The organism is Cellvibrio sp. 25HG11W-0 (assembly GCF_057815475.1).
Map to the genome: position 1 here is coordinate 4,546,331 of NZ_CM174230.1, position 23,966 is coordinate 4,570,296.

Below are 23,966 nucleotides of genomic sequence, written 5' to 3' on the forward strand. Positions count from 1 at the left end.
GTGCCGGACCCCATGATCGTGAGCTATTACAACCATGGCGCAGCGGACACACGCAACACTTACAAGTTTGAACTTATCAAGTACGCGCTGGATATTACTCAAGCGGAATACGGTGATTACCTCATCAAACCCTACAACCTAGCCCCCACTCCACGCCGCCAAGCCCAACTCATACGCCAAGGCAAACAGCTCAACTTACTCTGGGCCTCACCTGGCACCATAATCACAGAGTCGGATGTGATTGCCATACCCCTCGATATACTGCAGGGCTTACAAGGCTTCAGGATTTGCCTGACCCATAAAAGTATGCCCATTGAAACAGACAAGTTTCACAGCGCCGCCGCACTGCGCCACTTGACCTTTGGTCAAGGCAACTGGAGCGACCTGAGCATCTATCATCACAACCAACTGCACCCCCAAATCGCGCCAAGCTTTGAAGCCCTATTTCAAATGCTGGAAGCCAAACGCTTTCAATGCTTACCCCTCGGCATCAACGAGGCGGGGCTAATCTATGATGAAAAGAAGGCACTCTACCCAAGCCTATCAATGGACCAGAGCTTGTTAATTTACTATGAGTTTCCCATCTACCTCTATGTGAGCAACAAACACCCCAAACTGGCGGAACGCTTAACGCTAGGATTAGAGCGATTGCAAGCCAATGGCAGCTTCGACCAGCTCTTCAAACGCTATCACGCCGCCAACGTAGCGCGCCTGCAGCTGGAGAAACGCAAACTCCTTTGCCTGAAATCCCCCTATTTAGACAACACTAAGCAGTGCCAAAAGCTGCCAGCACTACCCAGCATCTAAGTCACATCGATCACCGTACATTAAAAAAGCCCGCATGAATCGCTTCATGCGGGCTTTTACATACCAACAGCAGAAGCAGTTGTTAGCCTTTTGCGCGCTCTTCCAAAATTGCTACAGCGGGTAATACCTTACCTTCCACAAACTCAAGGAAAGCACCGCCACCGGTAGACACATAGGAGATCTTGTCGGCCAAGTTCCACTTGTCGATTGCTGCCAGGGTATCGCCACCGCCCGCGACTGAAAACGCAGCGCTCTCAGCGATAGCACGTGAAATAACTTCGGTGCCCTGAGCAAACGCATCGAATTCAAATACACCGCAAGGGCCATTCCACAACACAGTTTTAGCATTTTTGATGATTTCAGCAACACGCGCCGCCGTCTCTGGGCCGTAATCGATGATCTCTTCATCCGCTTCAATTTCGCTCGGCTTTTTAACGGTGCACACAGAGTTGTGGTTCCACTCTTTAAAGCCTTCTTTGGTGGTGCGCACATCAGTGGCGTAAACCACTTCGGTGGTTTTGCACAAACGCTGAGCTTCAGGAATTAAGTCTTTTTCGTAGAGAGAGTTACCCACTTCAAAACCGGCTGCCGCTACGAAGGTATTAGAAATACCACCGCCAACCACCAGAATGTCAGCAATTTTAGACAGGGCATCTAACACGCTCAGCTTGGTAGATACTTTTGAACCACCAACGATTGCCACCAATGGGCGCGCAGGGTTGTCCAATACCTTCGCCAATGCTTCCAACTCGCCCGACAGTAAAGGACCAGCACAGGCGATAGGTGCAAACTTAGCCACACCGTGAGTAGACGCTTGCGCGCGGTGCGCGGTGCCGAAGGCATCCATCACAAACACATCACATAAAGCCGCCATTTTTTTGCTCAAGGCGTCATCATTTTTGCCTTCGCCCACATTAAAGCGAACGTTTTCCAATAGGACTAAATCACCTTGGTCGGCAAAGCCGTCAACCCAGTCTGCAACCAAAGGCACGGCGCGGCCCAATTTTTCGCTCAGGTATTTTGCAACGGGCGCCAAAGAGGCAGCCGCATCAAATGTACCTTCATCAGGGCGACCTAAGTGCGACATCACCATCACTTTAGCGCCAGCTGCCAAAGCAGCCTTGATAGTAGGAATAGACGCATCAATACGCACACCACTGGTGATACGGCCATCTTCCAGCGGTACATTCAAGTCCTGACGAATCAATACGCGCTTGCCCGCGAGGTCTTGGTCTTTCATAAGTTTTACGGTCATTAGTTTCCACCTAGATAATTGCTATAAATAGTTGCTGTGAATAAATACGAGAATGCCTTTTCAAAAAGGACTAATTATCACAAGGCCTCGGTACCAGCCCCGCTAGCATCTACTGCTAAATATTTTTTTGCTGAAGAGAATTCTAACCTGAAGCCTAAAAAGAAACACCCGACTCGCGCCGGGTGTTTTTCTTACTTAGTCTTCCAACAACTCTTCAGCGGTGGCGACGATATTGTCGACCGTGAAGCCGAAGTGTTCGAGCAGTGCCGGGCCGGGAGCAGACTCACCAAAGGTGGTCATGCCCACGATACGACCGTCGAAACCGACGTACTTGTACCAGAAATCAACGTGTGCGGTTTCAACAGCAACGCGCGCGAAGATGTGGCTGGGCAATACAGATTCTTTGTAAGACACATCTTGCTGATCGTAAACACTGGTAGATGGCATAGACACTACGCGCACTTTTTTGCCTTTGGCAGTAAGTGCTTCAGCAGCCTTAACGGTTACACCGACTTCTGAACCTGTCGCAATCAGAATGACATCTGGCTCACCGACTGAATCAACCAGCACATAACCACCGCGTGCGATATTAGCCACTTGCTCTGGAGTGCGTGCGATGTGATCCAAGTTTTGACGACTGAACACCAGCGCGGCAGGGCCGTCTTTACGCTCAATCGCTGCCTTCCAAGATGCCGCCGCTTCAGCGGCATCGGCTGGGCGCCAGGTGTCCAAGTTTGGCGTTAAACGCAAGCTTGCCAATACTTCGATAGGTTGATGGGTTGGGCCGTCTTCGCCCTGACCGATAGAGTCATGGGTGTAAACGAAGATGTTGCGCAGTTTCATCAGCGCCGACATACGCACAGCGTTAGCAGCGTATTGTTGGAACATTAAGAAGGTGGCGCCGTAGGGAATGAAACCGCCGTGGGCAGAAATACCGTTCATGATGGCGCTCATACCGAACTCGCGCACACCGTAATAGATGTAGTTGCCGCTCGCGTCATCCGCCGTAACACCCTTAGAGGCTTTTACGATAGTCAGGTTAGAACCGGCCAAGTCAGCTGAGCCGCCGAGCAATTCTGGCAACAATTCAGCAAACAGGGCGATAGAGTTTTGCGAGGCCTTACGGCTGGCAATCTTCTCGCCTTTGGCTTGGCTGGCGGTGATGAAGGCTTCCGCTTTAGCAGCGAAGTCTGCAGGCAAGTCACCTTTTACTACGCGACGTTCAAACTCAGCAGCCAACTCTGGGTATGCAGTTTTGTAGGCAGCAAATTTAGCTTCCCACGCCGATTGGGCCGCAGCACCTTTGGCTTTTGCATCCCAACCTTCGTACACATTAGCGGGAACCACAAAAGGCTCGTATTCCCAGTTAAGGGTTTTGCGCACCAAGGCCACTTCTTCTAAACCAAGGGGTGAGCCATGGCAGTCGTGTGAGGCTTGCTTGTTGGGTGAACCGAAACCAATGATGGTTTTAGTGATGATAAGTGTTGGGCGCTTGGTGTCGCCTTTAGCGGTTTCGATTGCCGCTTTAATAGCCGCTGCATCGTGGCCATCAACCGCAGGAATTACCTGCCAGCCGTAGGCTTCAAAACGCTTGGTGGTGTCATCGGTGAACCAGCCTTCAACATGGCCGTCGATAGAAATACCGTTGTCATCGTAGAAGGCAATCAATTTGCCCAGACCCAAAGTACCGGCCAAAGAACAGGATTCGTGTGAAACACCTTCCATCATGCAACCATCACCGAGAAATACATAGGTGTTGTGATCAACAACAGCATGGCCCTCACGGTTGAATTGGGCGGCGAGAATTTTCTCTGCCAATGCCATGCCCACACCATTAGCAATACCTTGGCCCAAGGGACCAGTGGTGGTTTCAACACCCGGGGTGTAACCGCGCTCTGGGTGGCCGGGGGTATTGGAGTGCAACTGACGGAATTGCTTAAGATCTTCCATAGAGACGGCGTAACCGCTCAGGTGCAACAACGAGTAAATTAGCATTGAGCCGTGGCCGTTAGACAGTACAAAACGGTCGCGGTCAGCCCAATCGGGGTTCGTAGGGTTGTGCTTTAAGAAATCATTCCACAGGACTTCGGCAATATCCGCCATACCCATAGGAGCACCCGGGTGACCCGAGTTGGCTTTTTGAACAGCATCCATAGAGAGGATACGAATAGCATTAGCGAGTTGATTGCGAGTTGTCATGTAACTCAAGACTCCTTCAGTATGTGTGCCCAGCTGGGTGAGAGCTAGATGCGGGCAGCTGTTGTGGATTGCTGTTTGTTAGCGCTCAGCGCTATTTATAGGTGCAAAGCTTGTGCATGCCAAAGTTGGCTGGCAAAGCTCGCGGAGGCAGTCGATCTGCGCTCCGTTCATTCCGGCCTCTATTGGGCCTTTATGTGCCGGCAGACTCTAAGAGCCTACCGTTGTCGTTAGTTTGCTCGTGATGCTACGTGAAAACCGCCAAGGCACAGCCTCAGATTCAATGCAGTTCGCCCTAAAATAGAGCGTCATTGAATCTATGCCAAAAAATACCCTAGATGGAATTTCAAGCAGAAATGGGCCGACATTTTCCCCCAGCCATTCGCCCCCGTAAAGGAATAACGCGTTTATTAGCCACAATTAATCATCAATCACGCGGAAAAGCATCTTATAGGGCGCCATTAGCTACCTTAGACGCGACTTCAGCTACCTTAGCCGCGACGTCGCAGCCAATAGAGATTAAAAACAAGCAACCTATATCAAAATATTTTGATATAGGTTGCTTGTACTGCTAGACTGCAGCCCATGAATAGCCAAAGCCCCCTAGAAAACCAACCACTGCTTGCGCTGAGCGAGCCCAGCGCCGAGATGCAAACCCTAGCCAACCAACTCAAGGCGGCAGGCGACCCTCTGCGGCTGGAAATATTGCGCGTGCTCACCCAAGATTCCTTTGGCGTGTTAGAGCTATGCCGTATTTTTAGCATCAAGCAGTCGGGTATGAGTCATCACCTCAAGGTGCTCACCACCGCAGGGCTACTCAGTTCTCGGCGCGAAGCAAACTCGATTTTTTATCGCCGCGCCTATCTCGCACCCGATCACCCGCTGGCCGCACTACAGCAACAACTATTCTGCACTTTGGATGAGCAGCCTTTAGCAGAGCCCTTGCGAACACAAATTTGCGCCATTCAAGCAGAGCGCGGCGATTTAGCCCAAGCATTTTTCACGGATAATGCCGCCAAATTTCGCGCACAACAGGATTTGATTGCCAGCTACTCCGTCTACGGCGATCAAGTCAGTAGCCTGCTCAGTAACACGCCCCTGAGAGCCAAACATCTCGCCCTAGAGATAGGCCCCGGCGAAGGAGAATTTTTACCCATTCTGGCGCAACAGTTTACGCACGTCATCGCACTCGATAATGCCAGCAGCATGCTGGAGCGCGCGCGCAGCTTTGCCCAGAGCCAACAGCTCAACAATATTGAATTTATTTGCGGCGACACCCAAAGCTTGCCCGGCCATAAAGTATTGGCCGACTGCATAGTAGTGAATATGGTATTGCACCACACGCCATCGCCTGCCGATATTTTCCAAGATTTAAGCCATGTACTCGCCCCCGGCGGCGCGCTGTTGATCTGTGATCTCTGTCGTCACGAACAAGCATGGGCACGCGACAATTGTGGCGATCTCTGGCAGGGGTTTGAACCGCAAGATTTCTCCCGCTGGGCACAAGCAGCAAATTTAACCGAGGGGCAAAGTGTGTACTTCGCCCTGCGCAATGGTTTTCAAATTCAATTGCGTCAATTTTTAAAACCACTCAATTTCTAATTTTTCTTTCGTTTATTTTTTACTTTTAAGGAACACACCATGTCTGAGTATTCCGTCTTTACTTCTGAGTCAGTGTCCGAAGGGCATCCTGACAAAATGGCTGATCAGATTTCTGATGCCGTTCTCGATGCAATTTTAAAAGATGACCCCCATGCACGCGTAGCGGTAGAAACGCTGGTAAAAACGGGCATGGCAATTGTTGCCGGTGAAGTGCGCACATCTACTTACGTCGATTTAGAAGATTTAATTCGCCAAGTTATTTTAGACATTGGTTACAACTCCAGCGATGTTGGTTTTGACGGTGCCTCCTGTGCCGTTCTCAACGCAATTGGCAAACAGTCCTCTGATATCGCCATGGGCGTAGATGAAGCCAACGAAAAAGACTTAGGCGCAGGCGACCAAGGTTTAATGTTTGGTTTTGCCACCAATGAAACCGCCGTATTAATGCCCGCACCTATTTTCTATGCTCACCGCTTAGTAGAGAAACAAGCAGAGCTGCGCAAAAACGGCGCGCTACCTTGGTTGCGCCCCGACGCAAAAAGTCAGGTCACTCTGCGCTATGAAAATGGTAAGCCTGTCGCCGTAGACGCCGTGGTACTTTCCACGCAGCACAATCCCAGTGTTTCCCAAAAAGAAATACATGAAGCGGTGCGCGAGTTAATTATCAAACAAGTATTGCCGGCAGAATGGCTGCATAAGGACACCAAGTACCACATCAATCCTACCGGCCAATTTATTATCGGCGGCCCCGTGGGCGACTGCGGTTTAACGGGTCGTAAAATTATTGTAGACACTTACGGCGGCATGGCCCGTCACGGCGGCGGCGCATTCTCCGGTAAGGATCCCTCAAAAGTAGATCGCTCTGCAGCCTATGCAGGTCGTTATGTCGCAAAAAATATTGTTGCTGCCGGTCTCGCTGACAAAATTGAAATTCAAGTGAGCTACGCTATTGGCGTTGCTGAACCCACATCGATCTCTATTAATACATTTGGTACTGGGAAATTATCAGACGATGTCATTATTAATTTGATTCGGGAAAACTTCGACCTGCGCCCGCGCGGCCTGATTGAAATGCTCGACTTGAAGCGCCCGATTTATCGTCAGACCGCAGCCTATGGTCACTTTGGCCGCGAGCTACCTGATTTTACGTGGGAAAAAACGGATAAAGCTGAGCTGCTTAAAAAAGCATTGTAAGAATATGTATCCGCGTTACTTGTGTTGAGGCTCTCGTTCTTCATCCCAATCTACGCTTGAATTTACAATTGTTACGATTCAAAAAATATTTTTTATTTAAAACAGGATTCCACTATGAGCTTTACCGATTATAAAGTTGCCGCCAAGACTCCCGAAGCCTTTGCCAAAGACGCCCACTGGGGCCGCAAAGAAATTGACATCGCCGAAGGGGAAATGCCCGCATTGATGGCACTGCGCCGCAAGTATGCCGCGAGCAAGCCCCTGGCCGACGCCAAAATTATTGGCTGTATTCACATGACCATTCAAACCGCCGTGCTAATTGAAACCTTGGTAGATTTGGGTGCAGAAGTGCGCTGGTCATCGTGCAATATTTTCTCGACCCAAGACCACGCCGCAGCTGCGATTGCCGCGGCGGGCATTCCAGTATTTGCGTGGAAGGGCGAAACCGAAGAAGAATTTTGGTGGTGTATTGAGCAAACCGTTTTGCAAGATGGCAAACCTTGGCAAGCTAATATGATTTTGGATGATGGCGGCGATGTAACCCAATTGCTCCATGAAAAATATCCACAGATGCTCGATCGCATTCACGGCGTTTCGGAAGAAACTACCACCGGCGTACATCGCTTATTAGACATGTTGAAAAAAGGCACTTTGAAAGTACCCGCCATCAACGTAAATGATGCTGTCACCAAAAGTAAAAACGACAACAAATACGGCTGTCGCCACAGCTTAAATGATGCAATCAAACGCGGTACCGATCATTTGCTCGCAGGCAAAAAAGCCTTGGTTATTGGCTACGGCGATGTAGGCAAGGGCTCAGCTGCGTCACTGCGCCAAGAAGGCATGATTGTTAAAGTAACTGAAATCGATCCTATCTGCGCAATGCAAGCCTGCATGGATGGATTTGAAGTGGTATCTGCCTATAACAACGGCATCAATACAGGTAAGTACGAAGATATTAATCACATAGTGCTCGGCACAACTGACTTAGTCGTCACCACTACCGGCAACGTGAATGTGTGCGACTCCGCGATGCTGCGCGCGCTAAAAAATGCAGCCGTCGTCTGCAATATTGGTCACTTCGACAGCGAAATCGATACCGCCTTTATGCGTAAAAACTGGGAGTGGGAAGAAGTTAAACCACAGGTACATAAAATCTATCGCGACAAAGCTAGCAACAATCATTTGATTTTATTATCAGAAGGCCGCTTAGTGAACCTAGGCAACGCAACCGGCCACCCATCGCGCATTATGGATGGCTCATTTGCCAACCAAGTGCTGGCGCAAATGTATTTGTACGAGCGTAAATTTGCTGACTTACCTGCCGCGCAAAAAGCTGAACATTTATATGTACGCATATTGCCTAAAAAGCTGGATGAAGAAGTTGCTAAAGATATGGTTGAAGGTTTCGGCGGCGTCATCACCAAATTAACAACTCAACAAGCCGAATATATTGGCGTTGAAGCTGAAGGCCCCTTCAAGCCAGAAAGCTACAAATATTAATTTAATCGCCGGCCTGCATTAAATCCGTGCAGGCCGCTTGCTTACCGAGATACACTATGAACGATTCACAACCGCGTTTAAGTTTTGAGTTTTTCCCGCCTAAAACGCCGGAAGGAAAAGAAAAAATTATTAAGGTGCGCGATCAGCTCAATGCGTTTGCACCCGATTTCTTTTCCGTTACCTATGGTGCTGGCGGCTCAACCCGCGACAACACCAAAGGGCTCGTAACCCAATTCAAACAAGCCGGCATTAGCATTGCGCCGCACTTGTCGTTTGGCGGCGACGATGAAGAGACAATGCTCACCCTGATCAATGAATACAAAGCAGCCGGCGTTGATCGCATAGTTGCACTGCGCGGCGACATGCCGTCAGGTGTAGGTGGCGCCTACCAATTGGTCTACGCCAATGAATTAGTTGCGTTTATTCGTAAACATTTCGGCGAGCAATTTCATCTAGAGGTCGCAGCCTACCCTGAGATTCATCCTCAAGCTAAAAGTTACAGCGCAGATATTGGATTTTTAAAAGGCAAGTTTGATGCAGGCGCCAACAGTGCTATCACACAATACTTTTTCAATCCCGATGCTTACTTCTATTTTGTCGATCAATGTCGTGCAGCGGGCATTACCCAGCCGATTTATCCCGGCATTATGCCCATCATCAATTATAAAAATCTAACGCGCTTCTCCGAGTCCTGCGGCGCAGAAATTCCACGCTGGCTGCGCAAAGCCTTAGAAAATTATGGCGATGATGACGCAAGCCTAAAAGCTTTCGGCGTAGACTTGGTGAGCGAGTTGTGTGAAGTGCTGCTAGAAAATGAAGCCCCCGGCTTACATTTTTACACCATGAACCAAACTGAACCAACTGCACAAATTTTAAAAAATATTGGCTTAGTGGTAGCTGATTAAATTTCACCAATTAACGCACTATAATACTAAAATACTTTGTTTAAATTTCTTTCCGCGCAGACTCTTGAAAAGTGCTTTCAAGAGTCTGCCAAATAGCACTAAGCCCGCAACTTGCTAAAGCTTACATTTTCTGTGCAAAAATCTACCTGGGATATGGATCTTAAATAAGACCATCTATAACAAGTAAGTGAGCTTTCCCTTAATACCAACGTTATTAAACTTGTAGGATGGCTCGAGGGCAACGTTGGCATGAAAGAGTCTGCAGCTTATCGTTACTCAACTTAAAAGCTACATGCTACCGCAGTACTTTTTAATAAAATCTTGATGTGGTGAGAGCACTGCCATGTCTCTATTGACCTGAGTGGCAACAGCCGTCAAGAATTGTTGCAGTTCAATTTCTGGCATCAAGTCCACAACCGGATGATATGATGTAGGAATAACTCCCTGCCCAAGCATAACCTGAGTCCAAGAATCCAATCTAAATAATTCGCCTTCTATCTGGTAGGACTTTCCGTAATCTTTAAATAGATTTATACGATGCATAAGTTCACTAGGAACTTCCATGTTTCTACAATAGCGCCAAAAAGGGCTGTCATCTCGCTCAGTAGCCTTATAGTGCAATATAATAAAATCTCTAATTTTTAAAAATTCGCTCTCTGCCTGAATATTGTATTCATCAATAACTGACTGTTTGATTTCGCCCTGTGGAAACAACTGTAATACGCGAGTTACCGCGGTCATAATCATATGAATACTGGTAGACTCCAGCGGCTCTAAAAAGCCAGCGGAAAGCCCTATAGCAATACAGTTTTTATTCCAGCTTTTTTTACGCCGGCCCGTTTTAAACTTGATGACCTTAGGTTCAGTGAGCACCTCTCCGTTTACACTCGCAAGCAACATAGCTGTTGCTTCATCGTCCGACATATAGCGACCAGAAAAAACGAACCCATTCCCCACTCTATTCTGCAAAGGAATTTTCCAACGCCAACCAGCATGATGCGCAATCGATTTAGTATAGGGCACTGCAGGGTCTTTAGATTCAGTTTGGACAGCTATGGCGCTATCGCAGGGCAGCCAATGTCCCCAATCCTCAAATCCCGTGTGCAGGGTCTGCTCAATCAACAAGGCCCGCATACCCGTACAATCTATAAATAGATCTCCCGGCACTTCTTGACCCGACTCCATTGTAAGTGCTGCTATATTTCCTGACACTGGGTGTTGCAGCACTTTGACAATCTTACCCTCCAATCGTCTTACACCTCTTGCCTCCGCACGCGCCCTAAGAAAACTGGCGTAGCGTCCAGCATCAAGATGAAATGCATAATTTAATTTGGCATCCTGATGCAATGAAAAGCGTTCATCTAAAGCCGCTTTGAATTCAAGACAATAATGACCGAACTCATCGGCTATCCCCAACTCGCGTCCTCTGAGCCAAAAATGAATGAAGTCGGTAATTAATGTTTGCTTACCGGTAACACCAAAGGAATGAAAATACTTTTCACCAATTTTTTTCCAGTTTTCAAATTGAATGCCAAGTTTAAAAGTAGCATTTGTTGCCTTCATAAACTCTTGTTCATTTATACCTAATAATCGATGAAAAGTTCTCATGGGAGGGATAGTCGCTTCGCCAACACCAATTGTGCCTATCTCCTGCGACTCAACCAACGTAATATCAAGCAGCTCTCCCATTTGATTCGAAAGCGCCGCCGCAGCAATCCAACCAGCCGTCCCACCTCCAGCAATAACTACTTTCATTTTTTTGTCTGGCATTCGTATTCCCATTAGCGATTTAATTTATTAATAAGCAGCGCTCTTAATTTTCTAACACCAAGCCGATCTAGGGTATGCAAAAAACCTTGCGCCGCCACGGGAATGAAGGAATTAGATTTTTCGGGCCCATCAAAAATATAATGATTGAACACATGCTTCCAGCCTTCTCGCTCGTGAGCAGATTTATCCCTTACTCCAAGCATTGCCATATGCAGCGCATTCATACCAGACGTCAAAAAGACTGGGGCATCATCCCACCAGTAATTCACCAAAACATTGTAAGGCTGCAAACTCTCTACATGATGCCACCACATACTAGGCAAATATATAGCATCTCCAGGCTCCAAATCAGCCACTTGAGCGTTCAAAAGCGCATCCTGAAATCGAGGAAACCTTTGAATATCGGGATTCTTAAAATCAACCATACTAATCACTTGCCCACCAGGAGTTGGGTCCAGCGGGCCGGGATATAGATTACTTATTTGATCAGGAGGGAAAAGTGTGAATCTGCGCTTACCGGCAACGCAACAGGCTAGATTATCTAAGGCATCAAAATGGCAGGTCGCCGTTGTCTCACCACCGATCCAAATACTAACTCTTTCATCCATTGCATCAAGCTGCTTATTTCTCGGAATTAGAAGATCATTTTCTCTTCTAAATCCAGGTAAATGCGTGTCGATAATGTTCGATGCTATATAATAGGATGGAACATTTATTTTTTGAATCCCATCAAAAATAGCATCCAAAGTCTCATCAATACGCCCTTTAAAACTTTCATAATTAAGCTTGGTGCAGTCATCGCTGTAAAACATTCTTCCGTTATTTCCCGCAGGAATCTTACAAACAATTGTGGGAGTTCCATTATAAAATGACTTCAGATACCCAATTGACCTCTCGTCAGAAAGCCGCCCTGCCTGTACGACGGGCCATTCACCAACCAATTGTTTAAGAACAACAGGCTCTGCAGAATTAATTATCTCTCTAGGAATATTACGCGCATTAATCCCATGCAAAGTCTTTGTTTTTTTCAAAGTCATTTATCTCCTGCTGATAACTTGCGGTTTTTCAAGTCAATCAATTTTCTAATATTAGACATAGATGCAACAATAAAATAAGCTGCCTGAAGAAATCCTAACTTATTAAGTTCCTCAAGCGCACTTCCATCTAAGTGAGATAATCTATCGGCATTTATCGTCTCAAAACCAGTGATTTTTAATTTATCCTGATTTTGAAATTCTATATCCAAAACCACATCCTCTAACAACTGATGCTTACTAAACGCATCAAACATTAACTTTGTTAGAAACATACCATCATTGATAGTGTCGAGCACCTTTGATATATGGTTGAGGTACGAGCTATACCCTCCGCCTTCCAGAAACAATGCATACCCTGCTTTACTTGCCGCTTTGGGATGAGCCATATCGATGTGCACAATAGGATTTTGAATCTCAGAACCATTAACAGTTTCACGTTGAATGCCAATTGAAAAAGGCCCTCGAGCCATAACTGCCGGAACATAATCGGCGTTCCATCCCAAGTATTTTTGGCTTGCTGAATCTTCTTTTACCAAAAATAGATTTTCATCTTTTTGCAACCCAAAGAATACAATAGCTTGATACTCTCCTGAATCTTTATTCTTGCGACACAATATTGGATATTCTTTTTGAACCTCTGAAAATTCTGTCACATAGGTGAAAGTACTAGCCACATTATCACCTAGCACGGCCGAAAATATTGGGCTCACTCGCAAATTCTCATGAGCAATATTGTTTAACACTTCTATTTTTTGCATATAAATACTACCAAAAAACAAAAAAATATGAGTTAAATGTAAAAAGAGCCGCCTAAGCGACTCTTTTTATTTTAAACAACCGCTAAGTAATACTTAGAAGGTGTAACGTGCGCCTATCTGATAGCGAGCACCTAGGTCATCCAGTCCCCACATCATTTGACTGTTACGAGCATGCTCGCGACGATCTTCTCCAGTAATGTTAATACCTTCGAAAGAAATAGCCAAATCGTCAGTGACATGATACGTCACGTTAGCATCAATTTGTGAGTGAGCCTCAACATAGCCAGGGTTGTTAGAGCCAGCACCCGTTCTATTCAAGAACTCATCACGCCAGTTGTAGGCAAGTCGAGCTTCGAAACCATAATCTTCATACATCAACACTAAGTTTGCAGTATCGCTGAGACCTAACAACGCAAATTGGTTCGCAGTAAGATCTAGGTTATCAAACTTCACATCACCTCTTACGATGGTGTAGTTGGCCATAATGCCAAAGCCAGTGTCACCAAAGAAGTGCTGTCCAGCAAATTCGGCACCATAAAGTTTTGCTTCATGATTATTTACTGGGCGGCTCATAGTGAACAGCATCAAAGGATCGCTGCTGTCTGGCTCAAGAAAGCAAGCTGGATTAGTACATTTCTCACCCAGCAAATCTACCAATTCATCCTTGAAGTCAGCAGCACCACCTGGGTATGTAGTTGGATCTCGTAAAATAGCCATCATGGCGTAAAGATTACCGTTATCCACCGGCTTTTTTATACTCTCAAGTGCAGCTTTAGCCGCCAGAGCTCTTGGCCCTGCTGTTTGATCGCGAACATCGCCGATAGTACCTTTTACTTGCTCCGTACCAACAAAGTTGAGAACTCGTTTCTCAAACACCCCTGCTGACACATAGCTAGCATCATCAAAATACCATTCTACGGACACATCAACGTTACTGGATTCTAATGGTACAAGCTGAGGATTGATTCCGTTGGCTTTAACGGAGGTTCCTGCAAGCAAGGTAGATCCATTGATACCATAGCCAGTTATAGCAGCACCGAGATTACCTAGCTCTGGTCGTGCAATAGTTTTGCTGTATGAAAATCTGCTTACGACATCATCAGTCAACTTAAGCGACAGATCCAAACTAGGAAGCAGCGCATCATAGTTATTTTTAATTGAAATTGTAGGAGCAGACCCAGGGAAGGCTTGGTTGAAGTCATTATCTGACTCCCAACTGAAGTGGTCCAACAGAGGTGAGTCTGTTGATGAAACCTGTTTAGTAGATTCATAGCGTAAACCTACCAACACATCAACATCGCGCCCTGCCAGCTGACCGGTAGTGCCTAACTGGACGTAGAGAGCATCTGTATCTTCTTGAATATCATTATTGCTTTTCGTATTACGGACATGAGTTACACCATATATGTCCACATACTGGGTATCTTCCACGCCTATATAAGCCGGGCTTAAAAATGGTGGTACCGGTTTTAAATCAATAACGTATTTACCCACCAGAAATTGAGCCAATTCACGCGCATCAGCACGGTAACCAATTTGTGGTGAATTTCCAGTACTGTAATCGTCAAACTCTCCAGGCACATTGAAAGACTCAAACGATCCGACGGGGAACTCGCCGGGCGCTGAAGCACCCCAACCACCCAATACCTGATTTTGGTTACCATTGTAATTTATAGTATTAGAACCCATCTCACGGCGCTCAATACCAAAATCAAAACGACCTTCATCAAACTTCCAATGGGCATCTATCTTCCCTTGAGTAACATCGGATCTTTGTTCAACTGACCAAATGCGCATCACAGACGAACTAATATCGCCCTCATCCAATACTCCATTCTTATTACCATAATTGGCAGTATCTAATGTATGAGTCCAACTTGGTATATCTTGACCACTAAACACCCAGCTTGCGCCGGTTTTGACAGGAGCACCAACACCGACATCTATCTCCCCAGAATGCCCAGGCCCTGTTGGCAAACTTTCCAAGCTTGAATCATGAAAGTCGACGTTTAATGTCAATTGATCATTCACTTCCCAATCAACATTTAAACCTACTGAATCTAAAGTATCTTCTTGCGAGCGATATTGCTGAGCAAAACCAACATCTTTAGTGCCGCTGTAGCTTTCAGTAATTATTTTTGGGGTCTTGATCGCAGAATCATCAAATTCTACAGAGGTTATATTTGAACCATTTTGCACCCAAGTGGTTACTTCGCCACGATGTTCCGTTTGATTTTTTTGTGCGAAGGTGTAGTCCAAAGTAGCCGTCAGATTTTCAATAGGACGGTATTGGAAAGTCAACTGTGCATTGGTACGGTCACGCTCTTGATCAGCAAAGGTATAACGAACATCATTGGGGCGAGAGTAAAGATCGCCCTTCGCGGGTGGGTTTACGAATACTGCACTATCCGCTGGATTATCATAGATGGTATTGCTGCTGCCACCACCCCACACTGCAGTCGTCCAGTCGTTAACGGTAGCACCGGTATAACCTGAGTCACGCTCTTGATAACTTGCACTTAAGGATACACCGAACATTTCTGAGTCATCAGACCAGCTTACTAAACCAGACGCTTCAGGCGTTATATCGCTACCGGTACGATTGGTGGTATCCATCACCCCTTTAGCACCAATAGATGCCTTGAAACCTGCATTATCCAAAGGACGTGCGGTCTTAATATTTACTGATGCACCAATACCACCAGCAGCGGCATCAGCTTTACCCGTTTTGTAAACTTCCACCGCAGAAACAGATTCAGAAGCAAGATTCGCAAAATCGAACGCGCGTGAATTACCACCACGAGTTGATGCGTCAGCACCCGAGCTACCACCGTAGGCGCTACCAGTTGGCAGTGTTCTGCCGTTCAAGGTCACCATATTAAACTCAGGACCAAAACCGCGAACGGTAATACGTGAACCTTCACCGTTAGAGCGATCAATCGACACCCCGGTAATACGCTGTAAGGACTCTGCGAGGTTGGTATCTGGGAACTTGCCCATATCTTCTGCGCTAATGGCGTCAACCACGCCGGCAGCATTACGTTTTACGTCCATCGCACGCTCCATAGACGCGCGAATGCCTGTGACCATTACTTCTTCTACGCCGTCCTGAGCAAATGAAACACTGCTAAATCCAGCAGCTGCGATTGAGGCAACAGCTGTAGCTAATATCTTCTTTTTAAAGCTTATAGTTTTATACATGGAGCTCTCCTAATACGGATTATTTATCTATAGGTTTTATTCCGGTACAACGTCAAATCAACTCCCTCTTGTAACCAGTAAGGCGAGTTAACCGTCATCACTTTGGTGGTAACAAGTGAATAGCTACTACAACCATCCAGGCAACAGATGCAGTTAAATCTAATAGGTATTTGCAGCACTAAAAACCAACCGCAAGGCAATAAACAATCCAAACAATATTAAAGTTATAGTTAAGCGGGCTAGCTTAAGATCGCACGCTGAGCGAATTGAAAGGCCTATAATTTATGAGTGCTCAGCAAATGCTAAACCTGCTGCGCACCAATACTAGTGTGTTATATGCATTTTGACTACAACAAACGGAGAACCAACGAGAAACCATTTGCTATAAGCACTCAATAATTTATAACCTTATTGTCTATATGGATATATGTGAAAGGAGAGAAGGATGTCTGACATATTTAAAAATGTGTAAAAAGTCAGTGATTACAGGTAGTTAGATAAAAATAAAAGCAAGGAATCCGCGAGGGACATGCTTGCTTCTAGCTCAATAATAGTAGTGCTTAATCCTTAGACTCCGTTTTGAAGGGTAAAATATTTATCACCTGCAATTGACTGTTCTTTTCTTGATCACTGATATTCACCCGCGTCTCTAATTCGCGTGCAATAGGCTTAAAGTGCATCTCTTCTTTATAGTCACAGGCGACACATTCACGAAAATCCTTCCCCTCTTCCGAGTAGACAACCAGCTTGTCCATTTCTGAACAGCGCGGGCATACGGCGCCCGCGACAAATCGACGCTTACTGCTATAGGCCATTAAGCAACCTCCTCAAAACCAGAGTGACGCAACAACGCATCAATCTGCGGCTCGCGCCCACGAAATTGTTTGAATAGCTCCATAGGTGCCTTACTGCCGCCTTGCTGCAAAATCTCTTGCAGGAAGCTTTCACCCGTAGACGCATTAAAAATACCTTCCTCTTCAAAGCGCGAGTAGGCATCAGCCGAGAGCACCTCTGCCCATTTATAGCTGTAATATCCAGCGGCATAACCACCGGCAAAAATATGGCTAAAGCTGTTTTCAAAGCGATTGAAGGCTGGCGGCGTCATTACCGCCACCTGTGCACGAATCTCATTGATTACTGCTTGGGCAGATTTTGGCGCCTTAGGGTTGTACTCAGCGTGCAGACGAAAGTCGAACAGCGAAAACTCTATTTGGCGAATCATTTGCAGGCCCGACTGGAAATTTTTCGCAGCTAGCATTTTATCCAACAGGGCTTGAGGCAAGGGTTCGCCAGTTTGGTAATGCCCTGAGATGAGCGGAATCGCCTCCGGCTCCCAACACCAGTTTTCCATAAATTGACTGGGTAGTTCGACTGCATCCCAGGCCACACCATTAATACCGCTTACTGCCGCCACATCAATTTGGGTGAGCATGTGATGCAAGCCGTGGCCAAACTCATGAAACAAGGTGGTGACCTCATCATGGGTTAACAGCGAAGGCGTAGCGCCAACGGGCGGCGTAAAATTGCAGGTTAAGAACGCGACAGGCAGCTGAACACCGGTGGGTGTTTTGCGGCGCACACGACAATCTGCCATCCAAGCGCCACCTTTTTTGTGCTCGCGCGCAAACAAATCCAAATAGAAACTCGCCTGCTGTACACCCGCTTTAAACACTTGATAAAAACGTACGTCAGGATGGTAGGTATCAAACGCCTTAACTTGTTTCACTTCTATCCCAAACAGCCGTTTTACCACCTCAAACATGCCAGCGATTACTTTTTCGACGGGAAAATAAGGACGTAGCTCTTCTTGCGATACGGAATATTTGGCGACGCGCAATTTTTCGCTGAAGTAGGTGACATCCCAGCTTTGTAAATCTGCACAGCCTTGGCTTTGGGCATAGGCGCACAACTCGGCAAAATCGCGCTCGGCATAGGGTTTTGACTTGCGCCCTAACTCGTCCAAAAATGCCAAGACTTGCGCACTCGACTCAGCCATTTTGCTTGCCAGTGAGCGCTCTGCATAGCTAGCAAAACCCAACAGCTGCGCCAACTCGTGACGCAGCGCCAAGGTTTCAGCAATGATGGCCGTATTATCAAACTCGGCAGCGGAGCTGCCATCAAACTTAATCGCCTCGGCCGAGGCGCGAGTCACATAAGCGCGATAGATTTCCTCGCGCAGGGCGCGGTTATCGGCATACATAATCACCGCATAGTAGGAGGGGAAATCCAAGGTAATTACATAGCCCTCAAGTTTCTTTTGCGCGGCAGCTTGTGCAGCTTGCGCCAAAGCCGACTCTGGCAAACCCGCCAAGTCAGCCGCAGAAGTAAAGTGCTTATGCCAAGCTTGAGTAGCATCAAGCAGCTGATTGGCAAACTGGGTCGAGAGTTCCGACAAACGTTTTTGAATCGCACCAAAACGCTTTTTATCTTTGGCATTGAGCGCTACACCGCCCAAACGAAAATCGCGCAAGGCATTGTCGATGGTTTGTTTTTGCGCCTGACTTAAGCCGGTATATTCAGCACTATCCGCGAGTGCTTGATAGGCGCGATATAGCTCTTCATTTTGACTAAACTCGGTTGAATATTCAGTGAGCAAGGCAACGCTTGCCGTATAGGTTTGACGCAGGGATTCATTATTTGCGACCGAATTCAAATGGCTCACCGGCGCCCAAGCTTGATCCAACTTGTCGCTTTCTGCCTCGAGCGGTGCCACTAAATTATTCCAACTAGGTTGTGGCAAGTCGGCGAGCAATGCTTGCAACTGTTGGCGGCCTTCTGCAACCAACTGGCTAATAGCGGGCTCAACATGCTCCGCGCGAATACTGGAAAATGGGGGTAATAGATGCTGTTCCAACAGGGGGTTACTCATTTACAACTCCTGATAAATAAAACGCCAAGGCAAGGTCCTCGGAAATATATGCCAAAGTTTGACGTATCATACACCGATTAACCCTGAGGAAATTCCATGAAAAAAGCTATAGGCGCTATTAGATGTTACCAAGATCACAGCCCGCGTTTAGGCGCACGGGTATTTGTCGACCCCGCCGCCGTTGTGATTGGCGATGTCGAGTTGGGCGATGATGCTTCCGTCTGGCCCTGCGTTGTTATTCGAGGCGACATGCACCGCATTCGCATAGGCGCGCGCACCAGCGTGCAAGATGGCTCAGTGCTGCATATCACTCACGCCAGCGACTACAACCCCGCCGGCCACCCGCTTATTATTGGCGATGATGTCACTATTGGGCACTCGGCATGCCTTCACGGCTGCAGCATTGGCAACCGCGTATTGGTAGGTATTGGCTCCACCATTCTCGACGGCGCCATAGTAGAAGACGAGGTGGTTATAGGTGCGGGCACGCTGGTGCCACCGGGCAAGCGCCTCGAAAGTGGCTTTATGTATATGGGCTCGCCCTGCAAGCAAATTCGCCCGCTCAAAGACAGCGAGCGCAGCTTTTTTCAATACTCCGCCAATAATTACGTGAAACTAAAAGACACCTATATCGCCGAACAGGAAGCCGCCGTATGAGCCTCAGCTACGCATTACCCCTCATAAACCACAGCGGTGAACACACCAGCTTTGCCGTGAATAAAATTATTTGTATTGGCCGCAACTACGCCGAGCACGCGCGCGAAATGGGCCACGACCCCGAGCGCGAGCCGCCGTTTTTCTTTTTTAAACCGCAAAGCGCGCTGGCGCAAAATAACTGCGATTTCGTATACCCCGCATTTTCGCAACAGGTGGAATACGAAATTGAATTGGTGATTGCCCTGGGCAAAAGCGGCAAGGCGATTGCGAAAGAAGATGCCGCAAGCTATGTGTGCGGCTTTGGCGTGGGCTTGGACATGACCTGTCGCGATATTCAAAAACAAGCCAAGCAGTTGGGTCGCCCCTGGGAGCTGGCCAAAGGCTTTGACGGCTCTGCACCCTGCACCGCACTGCACACGGGCACTTACGCAGACTTAGAACAATTCGGCGACTTAATACTCACCAACAACGGCACTCAGGTGCAGCGCGGCAACTGGCGCGACATGGTCTGGGCGATTCCCGATTTGATCGCCGAAGTTTCGCGCTATGTGCAGCTTAATGAAGGCGATTTGATATTTACCGGCACCCCAGCAGGCGTTGGGCCAGTGCAAGTGGGCGATAAATTAGCAGCAAGGCTCGAAGGCTTTGCCGAGGTTTTACACCTAAGCGTAGTGGCGGCTTAATTCTGTAGTACATCAACGCAAACAAAACTGCACTTATAAAAAAACAGCGCCTATAAAAACAGAACCCGTAAAAAAAAGCCCCGCCAAAAATTACTCTGGCGGGGCTTAGGTTTCAGGCTAAGCGCTAGAGCTTAGTAATGCGGAACCAATTGATATTCCAACCGCCCTGCTGCGCAAAAATACCAAAACTAAAAGTACCTGCATTCAGCGTCACGGTTTGGGTGACAGTTGTCCAATTCTGCCAGCCACCGGTGGCGCCCACGCTAATGCTGCCCAATTGAATTGAACCTGCATTCAAGTCCGACGAAAAAGTCGCACCCGATGGACTTGCTACACGGTATTCAATCTTATAGCTGCCGCTAGTCGGAACAGTAATGTTGGCGTAGGCCATCCAATCGCCCGCATCTATCCAACCCACATACTGACCGCCACCAGTATCGCTGGTGGTGCTGGTCTGTACGCCATTCATCGCGGTAAAAGACTCAGCCTGCACAAGCTGGCTAAAAGCTGGCGCTGAACTGCTCGCTGGCTTGCTGCTCGCTGGCGTACTACTAGCAGCAACACTGCTTGCGGGCGCACTACTCGTCCCCGCGCCCGAGCAACAAGTAAATTGCGCCCAAGCCGTATCCATTGCACCCGCCCCCTGGGCAATGGTGAAGAAGTAACGCACTACGGCGCCGCTGGGAATATTGCCCAAGCTGTAGCTATTGGAGTTATCCGCATTATGGGTCATGCGAATATTCTGCTGAGGCCCGCCATTGAGGGTGTAGTGAATATCCGCCCAGGCTGCGGCGTTCGCATGGAAACGCACACTGTTGGCACTTATCACGGTATAACCATAGGGCGTAGCTGCAACGGAACTGGCCACCGAACTCGGCGCTACCGATGACTTAGGCGAAGAGGCGACACTGCTGGGGGCCACGGAGCTCACTGCAGAACTACTCGCACCACTACAACCCGCACCATTGGCAACAACCGCTTGCCCAGTGCGCATTAGCGCATAGCCCTTAGCCGGAACCGAGAAGTTGGTGCCATCGGAATAGGCCACATTGAGCGCCGAGCAGCCAAAGTTGTAGGCGATGTAGGTCATTATGCCGTTCTTATTAAAGGCTACGGCCGCGGGATGGTTAGCGGTTAAAGCGCCGGTGCCAGTCGCTAAATGCCCCAATTGCTTAAGGGTGTAGACCCAGTGATAGGTGTGAGCTTTGGTTTCGCCCTCCTCCGGTATTAGGTTGTTCACACCAAAGGCGAGCATGTCATCCACCGCCGCTTGGCCATCGGTCATGGACCAAATATTCCACCAAACATCGCGCCACTGGCCATTGGGTAGGCCCGAAGGTTTGCCGTTGGTGGATTCACTTAAACCCAAGTTAACGTAAGTGGTGAGGTAGTCTGCATGCTGACCGATATGCAGCACCAGCGGGCTCAGGGGCAAACCTTGAATACCCAAAATGTGCGCGTAGGCTCCGCTAAACCAGGTGGAAAACACATGGCCATTGCCCCAAATAATCGAGGTGGTGGGTTTGGTGTAGCCTGCGGCAAAGTTATCGTAATCGCCGCCTAAACCCTTGTAGCGGTCGATATTGTTCCAGTATTCCCAATAGGTTGCGGTGGAAGATGCGTGCAGATACATGCCGCGTTCGGTGATGGCATTGTTGCCGGTGATCATGCCGTAGAGCACGATTGCGCCATAAGCATTGGCCGCCTCAGAGGTTGATTCGTTGTTATTGCCCAGCACAAAATTGGCGTGACCCGAGGCCCAGGAAAAACCATAGGCCGGATCAAAATTGCGCGCATAGGGGAACATGGCGTCGTCGCGGCCAGCGGCGTAATCGCGAATCAGCAATTCCACCATGGGGCCGTATTGGCTAGTGCCACACCAGGCGGCATCCACGCGGCAAATCTCAGCGGCGGCGCGCACGAAATAGCCGTAGTGAAAGTGGTGATCGTTCAATTGCTGTTGCGAGCCAAAGGATTCATCAAACCCCAGCAGCGTGCTCCAGTTGCTGTCGTAGGCAAAATACTTATTGGTGTCCAAGCTGCCATTAGTGTTGGCGCGAAACCAATCCTGCAACTCGGCTTTGAGCCAGGCAATCATCTGATTGGCCTCGGTGGTCATGCCTATAGAGCGCGCAATCGCCGCCAGCTCCGCGACCTTGCCGTAGTTTTTACCGGCCCAATAGGTATCGGTCGCGGTATTCCATTTAGCCGTGCCTTGGCTGACAAACTCAGTGACCAAGGCGCGCAATTGCGTCGCATTGTAGTCGCCAATATTTTCCGGGAAGTAAGGCAGCACCCCCACATAGGGAATGGTGTAACTAAAGCCATTAGTCGCCGCAAACTTAGTCACCCCACGCGCCGAGCGCACCTTGTAACTGGTGACGGCTTGATTAGAGTTTTTCCAATGCAGGGGCAACATACCCGCCAGGGTCGTAACCGGCGCGCCGCCAAATTGATATTGATGACTGACCGTGACCTTGTTGGTCGCCCGATCCACTGCATAGTTAATGTTGACCTTGTCCACCCGCTGGGTCGCGTACTGGGCAAATTGGCTAATCATCGCCGCCGAAGGCGTGCCTGTTAGCTGCGGCAACCAGGCTACCGTCATACGCTTGGTGCCGTTGTTAACCCCAATGCTATTGGTGTTTACGCCAGTGAAGGTGGTGGCGTCATGGCCGACAATTAAGAAGGTATTGCGATTGCCCGCCACCTCGGTCCAGACCCCTAGGTTATTGCCACTTTGGTGAAATATGCCCTTCTCGCCGCCATCGGCCGAGCGCGTGCGCACCACCAAATCGCCTTGCAGCGCGGTGAAATACACATAGGGCGAGCCGTGCACAAAGGTCGCCTCCATCACCGCCGTAGCGCCACTTTTCCACTGCACTGTCACAGAGCCGTCGCTGTAATCCTTAAGGAAGGCATCGAGATTACTGTAGGCAGAATTGCCCACGGCTATGCCGTCAAACACTTCGCTAAAAGGATCGGGAATTGAATAAATGGTGTCATTAGTACCGGCGCGCAGGCCGCCGGGGATACCCATAATGCGCACACCGCGGTCAGTAATGCGGGCGGTGAGCGGGTCGGGGGTGATATAGCCAGAATCCGTTGAGGCGCCAACTTTCATCTCCCCCATAAAGGGAATGGAACCCCACCAGCGGTGCGTCATAGTCGGTTTGGTGTTCGCCGGTGCTACGATTTGCGGGTTGATGGCGGTAGGCGCGCCTATGGGATTACAACTGCTCACGCCGGGCTTAACCACGCCGGCATTGTGGATCCAGTTGCCGTGATCGACCGTACACTTCCAGCCAGCAGTATTGATAGTGTCGCTAATATTGCCCGCGCCGTAGTTGAGAATTGTCGCTTGGCCGCCCTGGGCAAAACCCATAGCCCCCAGCAACAGCAGAACTCTGTTGAATCTTTTCATAATAGTGACCCAATGGTTGTTATTGATTATTAGTGCTGGGAGCAACTATGTTATTGAGCTAGTTTTTCCGAACTCATGTCTCTACCCCCTAAAAGGAGTGACGCC

General features: G+C 48.3%; 16 protein-coding genes. 7 read left to right on the forward strand and 9 right to left on the reverse strand.

Annotated features, from left to right (window positions below):
* Window positions 1-12 precede the first annotated feature (12 nt).
* A complete protein-coding gene (locus AC0KUT_RS19130) occupies window positions 13-807 on the forward strand; it encodes a hypothetical protein (RefSeq protein WP_488832046.1) in 795 nt (264 codons plus the stop codon).
* An 82-nt stretch (window positions 808-889) separates the two neighbouring features.
* Here AC0KUT_RS19130 and AC0KUT_RS19135 read toward each other — a convergent pair whose 3' ends face one another.
* Window positions 890-2,062 (reverse strand): phosphoglycerate kinase, encoded by a 1,173-nt coding sequence (locus AC0KUT_RS19135; protein WP_488832047.1) that lies wholly within the window; start codon window positions 2,060-2,062, stop codon window positions 890-892.
* Between the two features lie 195 nt (window positions 2,063-2,257).
* The gene (gene tkt, locus AC0KUT_RS19140; RefSeq protein ID WP_488832049.1) at window positions 2,258-4,261 is read right to left on the reverse strand and encodes a transketolase; all 2,004 of its coding nucleotides are present in this window, start codon (window positions 4,259-4,261) and stop codon (window positions 2,258-2,260) included.
* A 582-nt stretch (window positions 4,262-4,843) separates the two neighbouring features.
* On the opposite strand from tkt, the gene AC0KUT_RS19145 reads away from it, so the two are divergent.
* The 4 genes from AC0KUT_RS19145 to metF all read left to right on the forward strand — a co-directional run bounded on the left by AC0KUT_RS19145 (window position 4,844) and on the right by metF (window position 9,462).
* Complete coding sequence (locus AC0KUT_RS19145; RefSeq protein WP_488832050.1) at window positions 4,844-5,860, forward strand: ArsR/SmtB family transcription factor; 1,017 nt, start codon at window positions 4,844-4,846, stop codon at window positions 5,858-5,860.
* 39 nt (window positions 5,861-5,899) lie between these two features.
* Window positions 5,900-7,054, forward strand: coding sequence for a methionine adenosyltransferase (gene metK / locus AC0KUT_RS19150; RefSeq protein WP_488832052.1), 1,155 nt, complete (start codon window positions 5,900-5,902; stop codon window positions 7,052-7,054).
* A 114-nt stretch (window positions 7,055-7,168) separates the two neighbouring features.
* Window positions 7,169-8,557: an adenosylhomocysteinase gene (gene ahcY / locus AC0KUT_RS19155; RefSeq protein ID WP_488832055.1), complete on the forward strand. Its 1,389-nt coding sequence runs from the start codon at window positions 7,169-7,171 to the stop codon at window positions 8,555-8,557.
* 56 nt (window positions 8,558-8,613) lie between these two features.
* Entirely contained in the window at window positions 8,614-9,462 is an 849-nt protein-coding gene (metF, locus tag AC0KUT_RS19160) for a methylenetetrahydrofolate reductase [NAD(P)H] (RefSeq protein WP_488832057.1), read from the forward strand.
* Between the two features lie 288 nt (window positions 9,463-9,750).
* Here the strand turns inward: metF and AC0KUT_RS19165 are convergent, their stop codons facing one another.
* The 6 genes from AC0KUT_RS19165 to prlC form a co-directional block, all read right to left on the reverse strand.
* Complete coding sequence (locus AC0KUT_RS19165; protein ID WP_488832059.1) at window positions 9,751-11,232, reverse strand: tryptophan halogenase family protein; 1,482 nt, start codon at window positions 11,230-11,232, stop codon at window positions 9,751-9,753.
* Window positions 11,233-11,243: 11 nt separating this feature from the next.
* Window positions 11,244-12,269: a cupin-like domain-containing protein gene (locus tag AC0KUT_RS19170; RefSeq protein WP_488832061.1), complete on the reverse strand. Its 1,026-nt coding sequence runs from the start codon at window positions 12,267-12,269 to the stop codon at window positions 11,244-11,246.
* Window positions 12,266-13,027, reverse strand: coding sequence for a SapC family protein (locus AC0KUT_RS19175; RefSeq protein WP_488832063.1), 762 nt, complete (start codon window positions 13,025-13,027; stop codon window positions 12,266-12,268). The genes AC0KUT_RS19170 and AC0KUT_RS19175 overlap by 4 nt, the downstream gene beginning before the upstream one ends.
* A gap of 93 nt (window positions 13,028-13,120) precedes the next feature.
* On the reverse strand, window positions 13,121-16,228 hold the full coding sequence (locus tag AC0KUT_RS19180; protein ID WP_488832065.1) for a TonB-dependent receptor: 3,108 nt from the start codon (window positions 16,226-16,228) through the stop codon (window positions 13,121-13,123).
* Window positions 16,229-16,788: 560 nt separating this feature from the next.
* Complete coding sequence (locus AC0KUT_RS19185; protein WP_488832066.1) at window positions 16,789-17,043, reverse strand: YheV family putative zinc ribbon protein; 255 nt, start codon at window positions 17,041-17,043, stop codon at window positions 16,789-16,791.
* On the reverse strand, window positions 17,043-19,097 hold the full coding sequence (gene prlC / locus AC0KUT_RS19190; protein ID WP_488832069.1) for an oligopeptidase A: 2,055 nt from the start codon (window positions 19,095-19,097) through the stop codon (window positions 17,043-17,045). Before prlC ends, AC0KUT_RS19185 begins: the two co-directional genes overlap by 1 nt.
* Window positions 19,098-19,193: 96 nt before the next feature.
* Here prlC and AC0KUT_RS19195 point away from each other — a divergent pair, with 96 nt between their 5' ends.
* Both AC0KUT_RS19195 and AC0KUT_RS19200 read left to right on the forward strand, forming a co-directional pair.
* Window positions 19,194-19,754 carry a gamma carbonic anhydrase family protein gene (locus tag AC0KUT_RS19195; protein ID WP_488832070.1) on the forward strand — a complete coding sequence of 187 codons (561 nt, stop codon included), beginning with the start codon at window positions 19,194-19,196 and terminating at the stop codon, window positions 19,752-19,754.
* A complete protein-coding gene (locus AC0KUT_RS19200) occupies window positions 19,751-20,437 on the forward strand; it encodes a fumarylacetoacetate hydrolase family protein (protein ID WP_488832072.1) in 687 nt (228 codons plus the stop codon). Before AC0KUT_RS19195 ends, AC0KUT_RS19200 begins: the two co-directional genes overlap by 4 nt.
* A 124-nt stretch (window positions 20,438-20,561) precedes the next feature.
* On the opposite strand, the gene AC0KUT_RS19205 is transcribed toward AC0KUT_RS19200, so the two are convergent.
* A complete protein-coding gene (locus AC0KUT_RS19205) occupies window positions 20,562-23,861 on the reverse strand; it encodes a glycosyl hydrolase (RefSeq protein ID WP_488832073.1) in 3,300 nt (1,099 codons plus the stop codon).
* Window positions 23,862-23,966 lie beyond the last annotated feature (105 nt).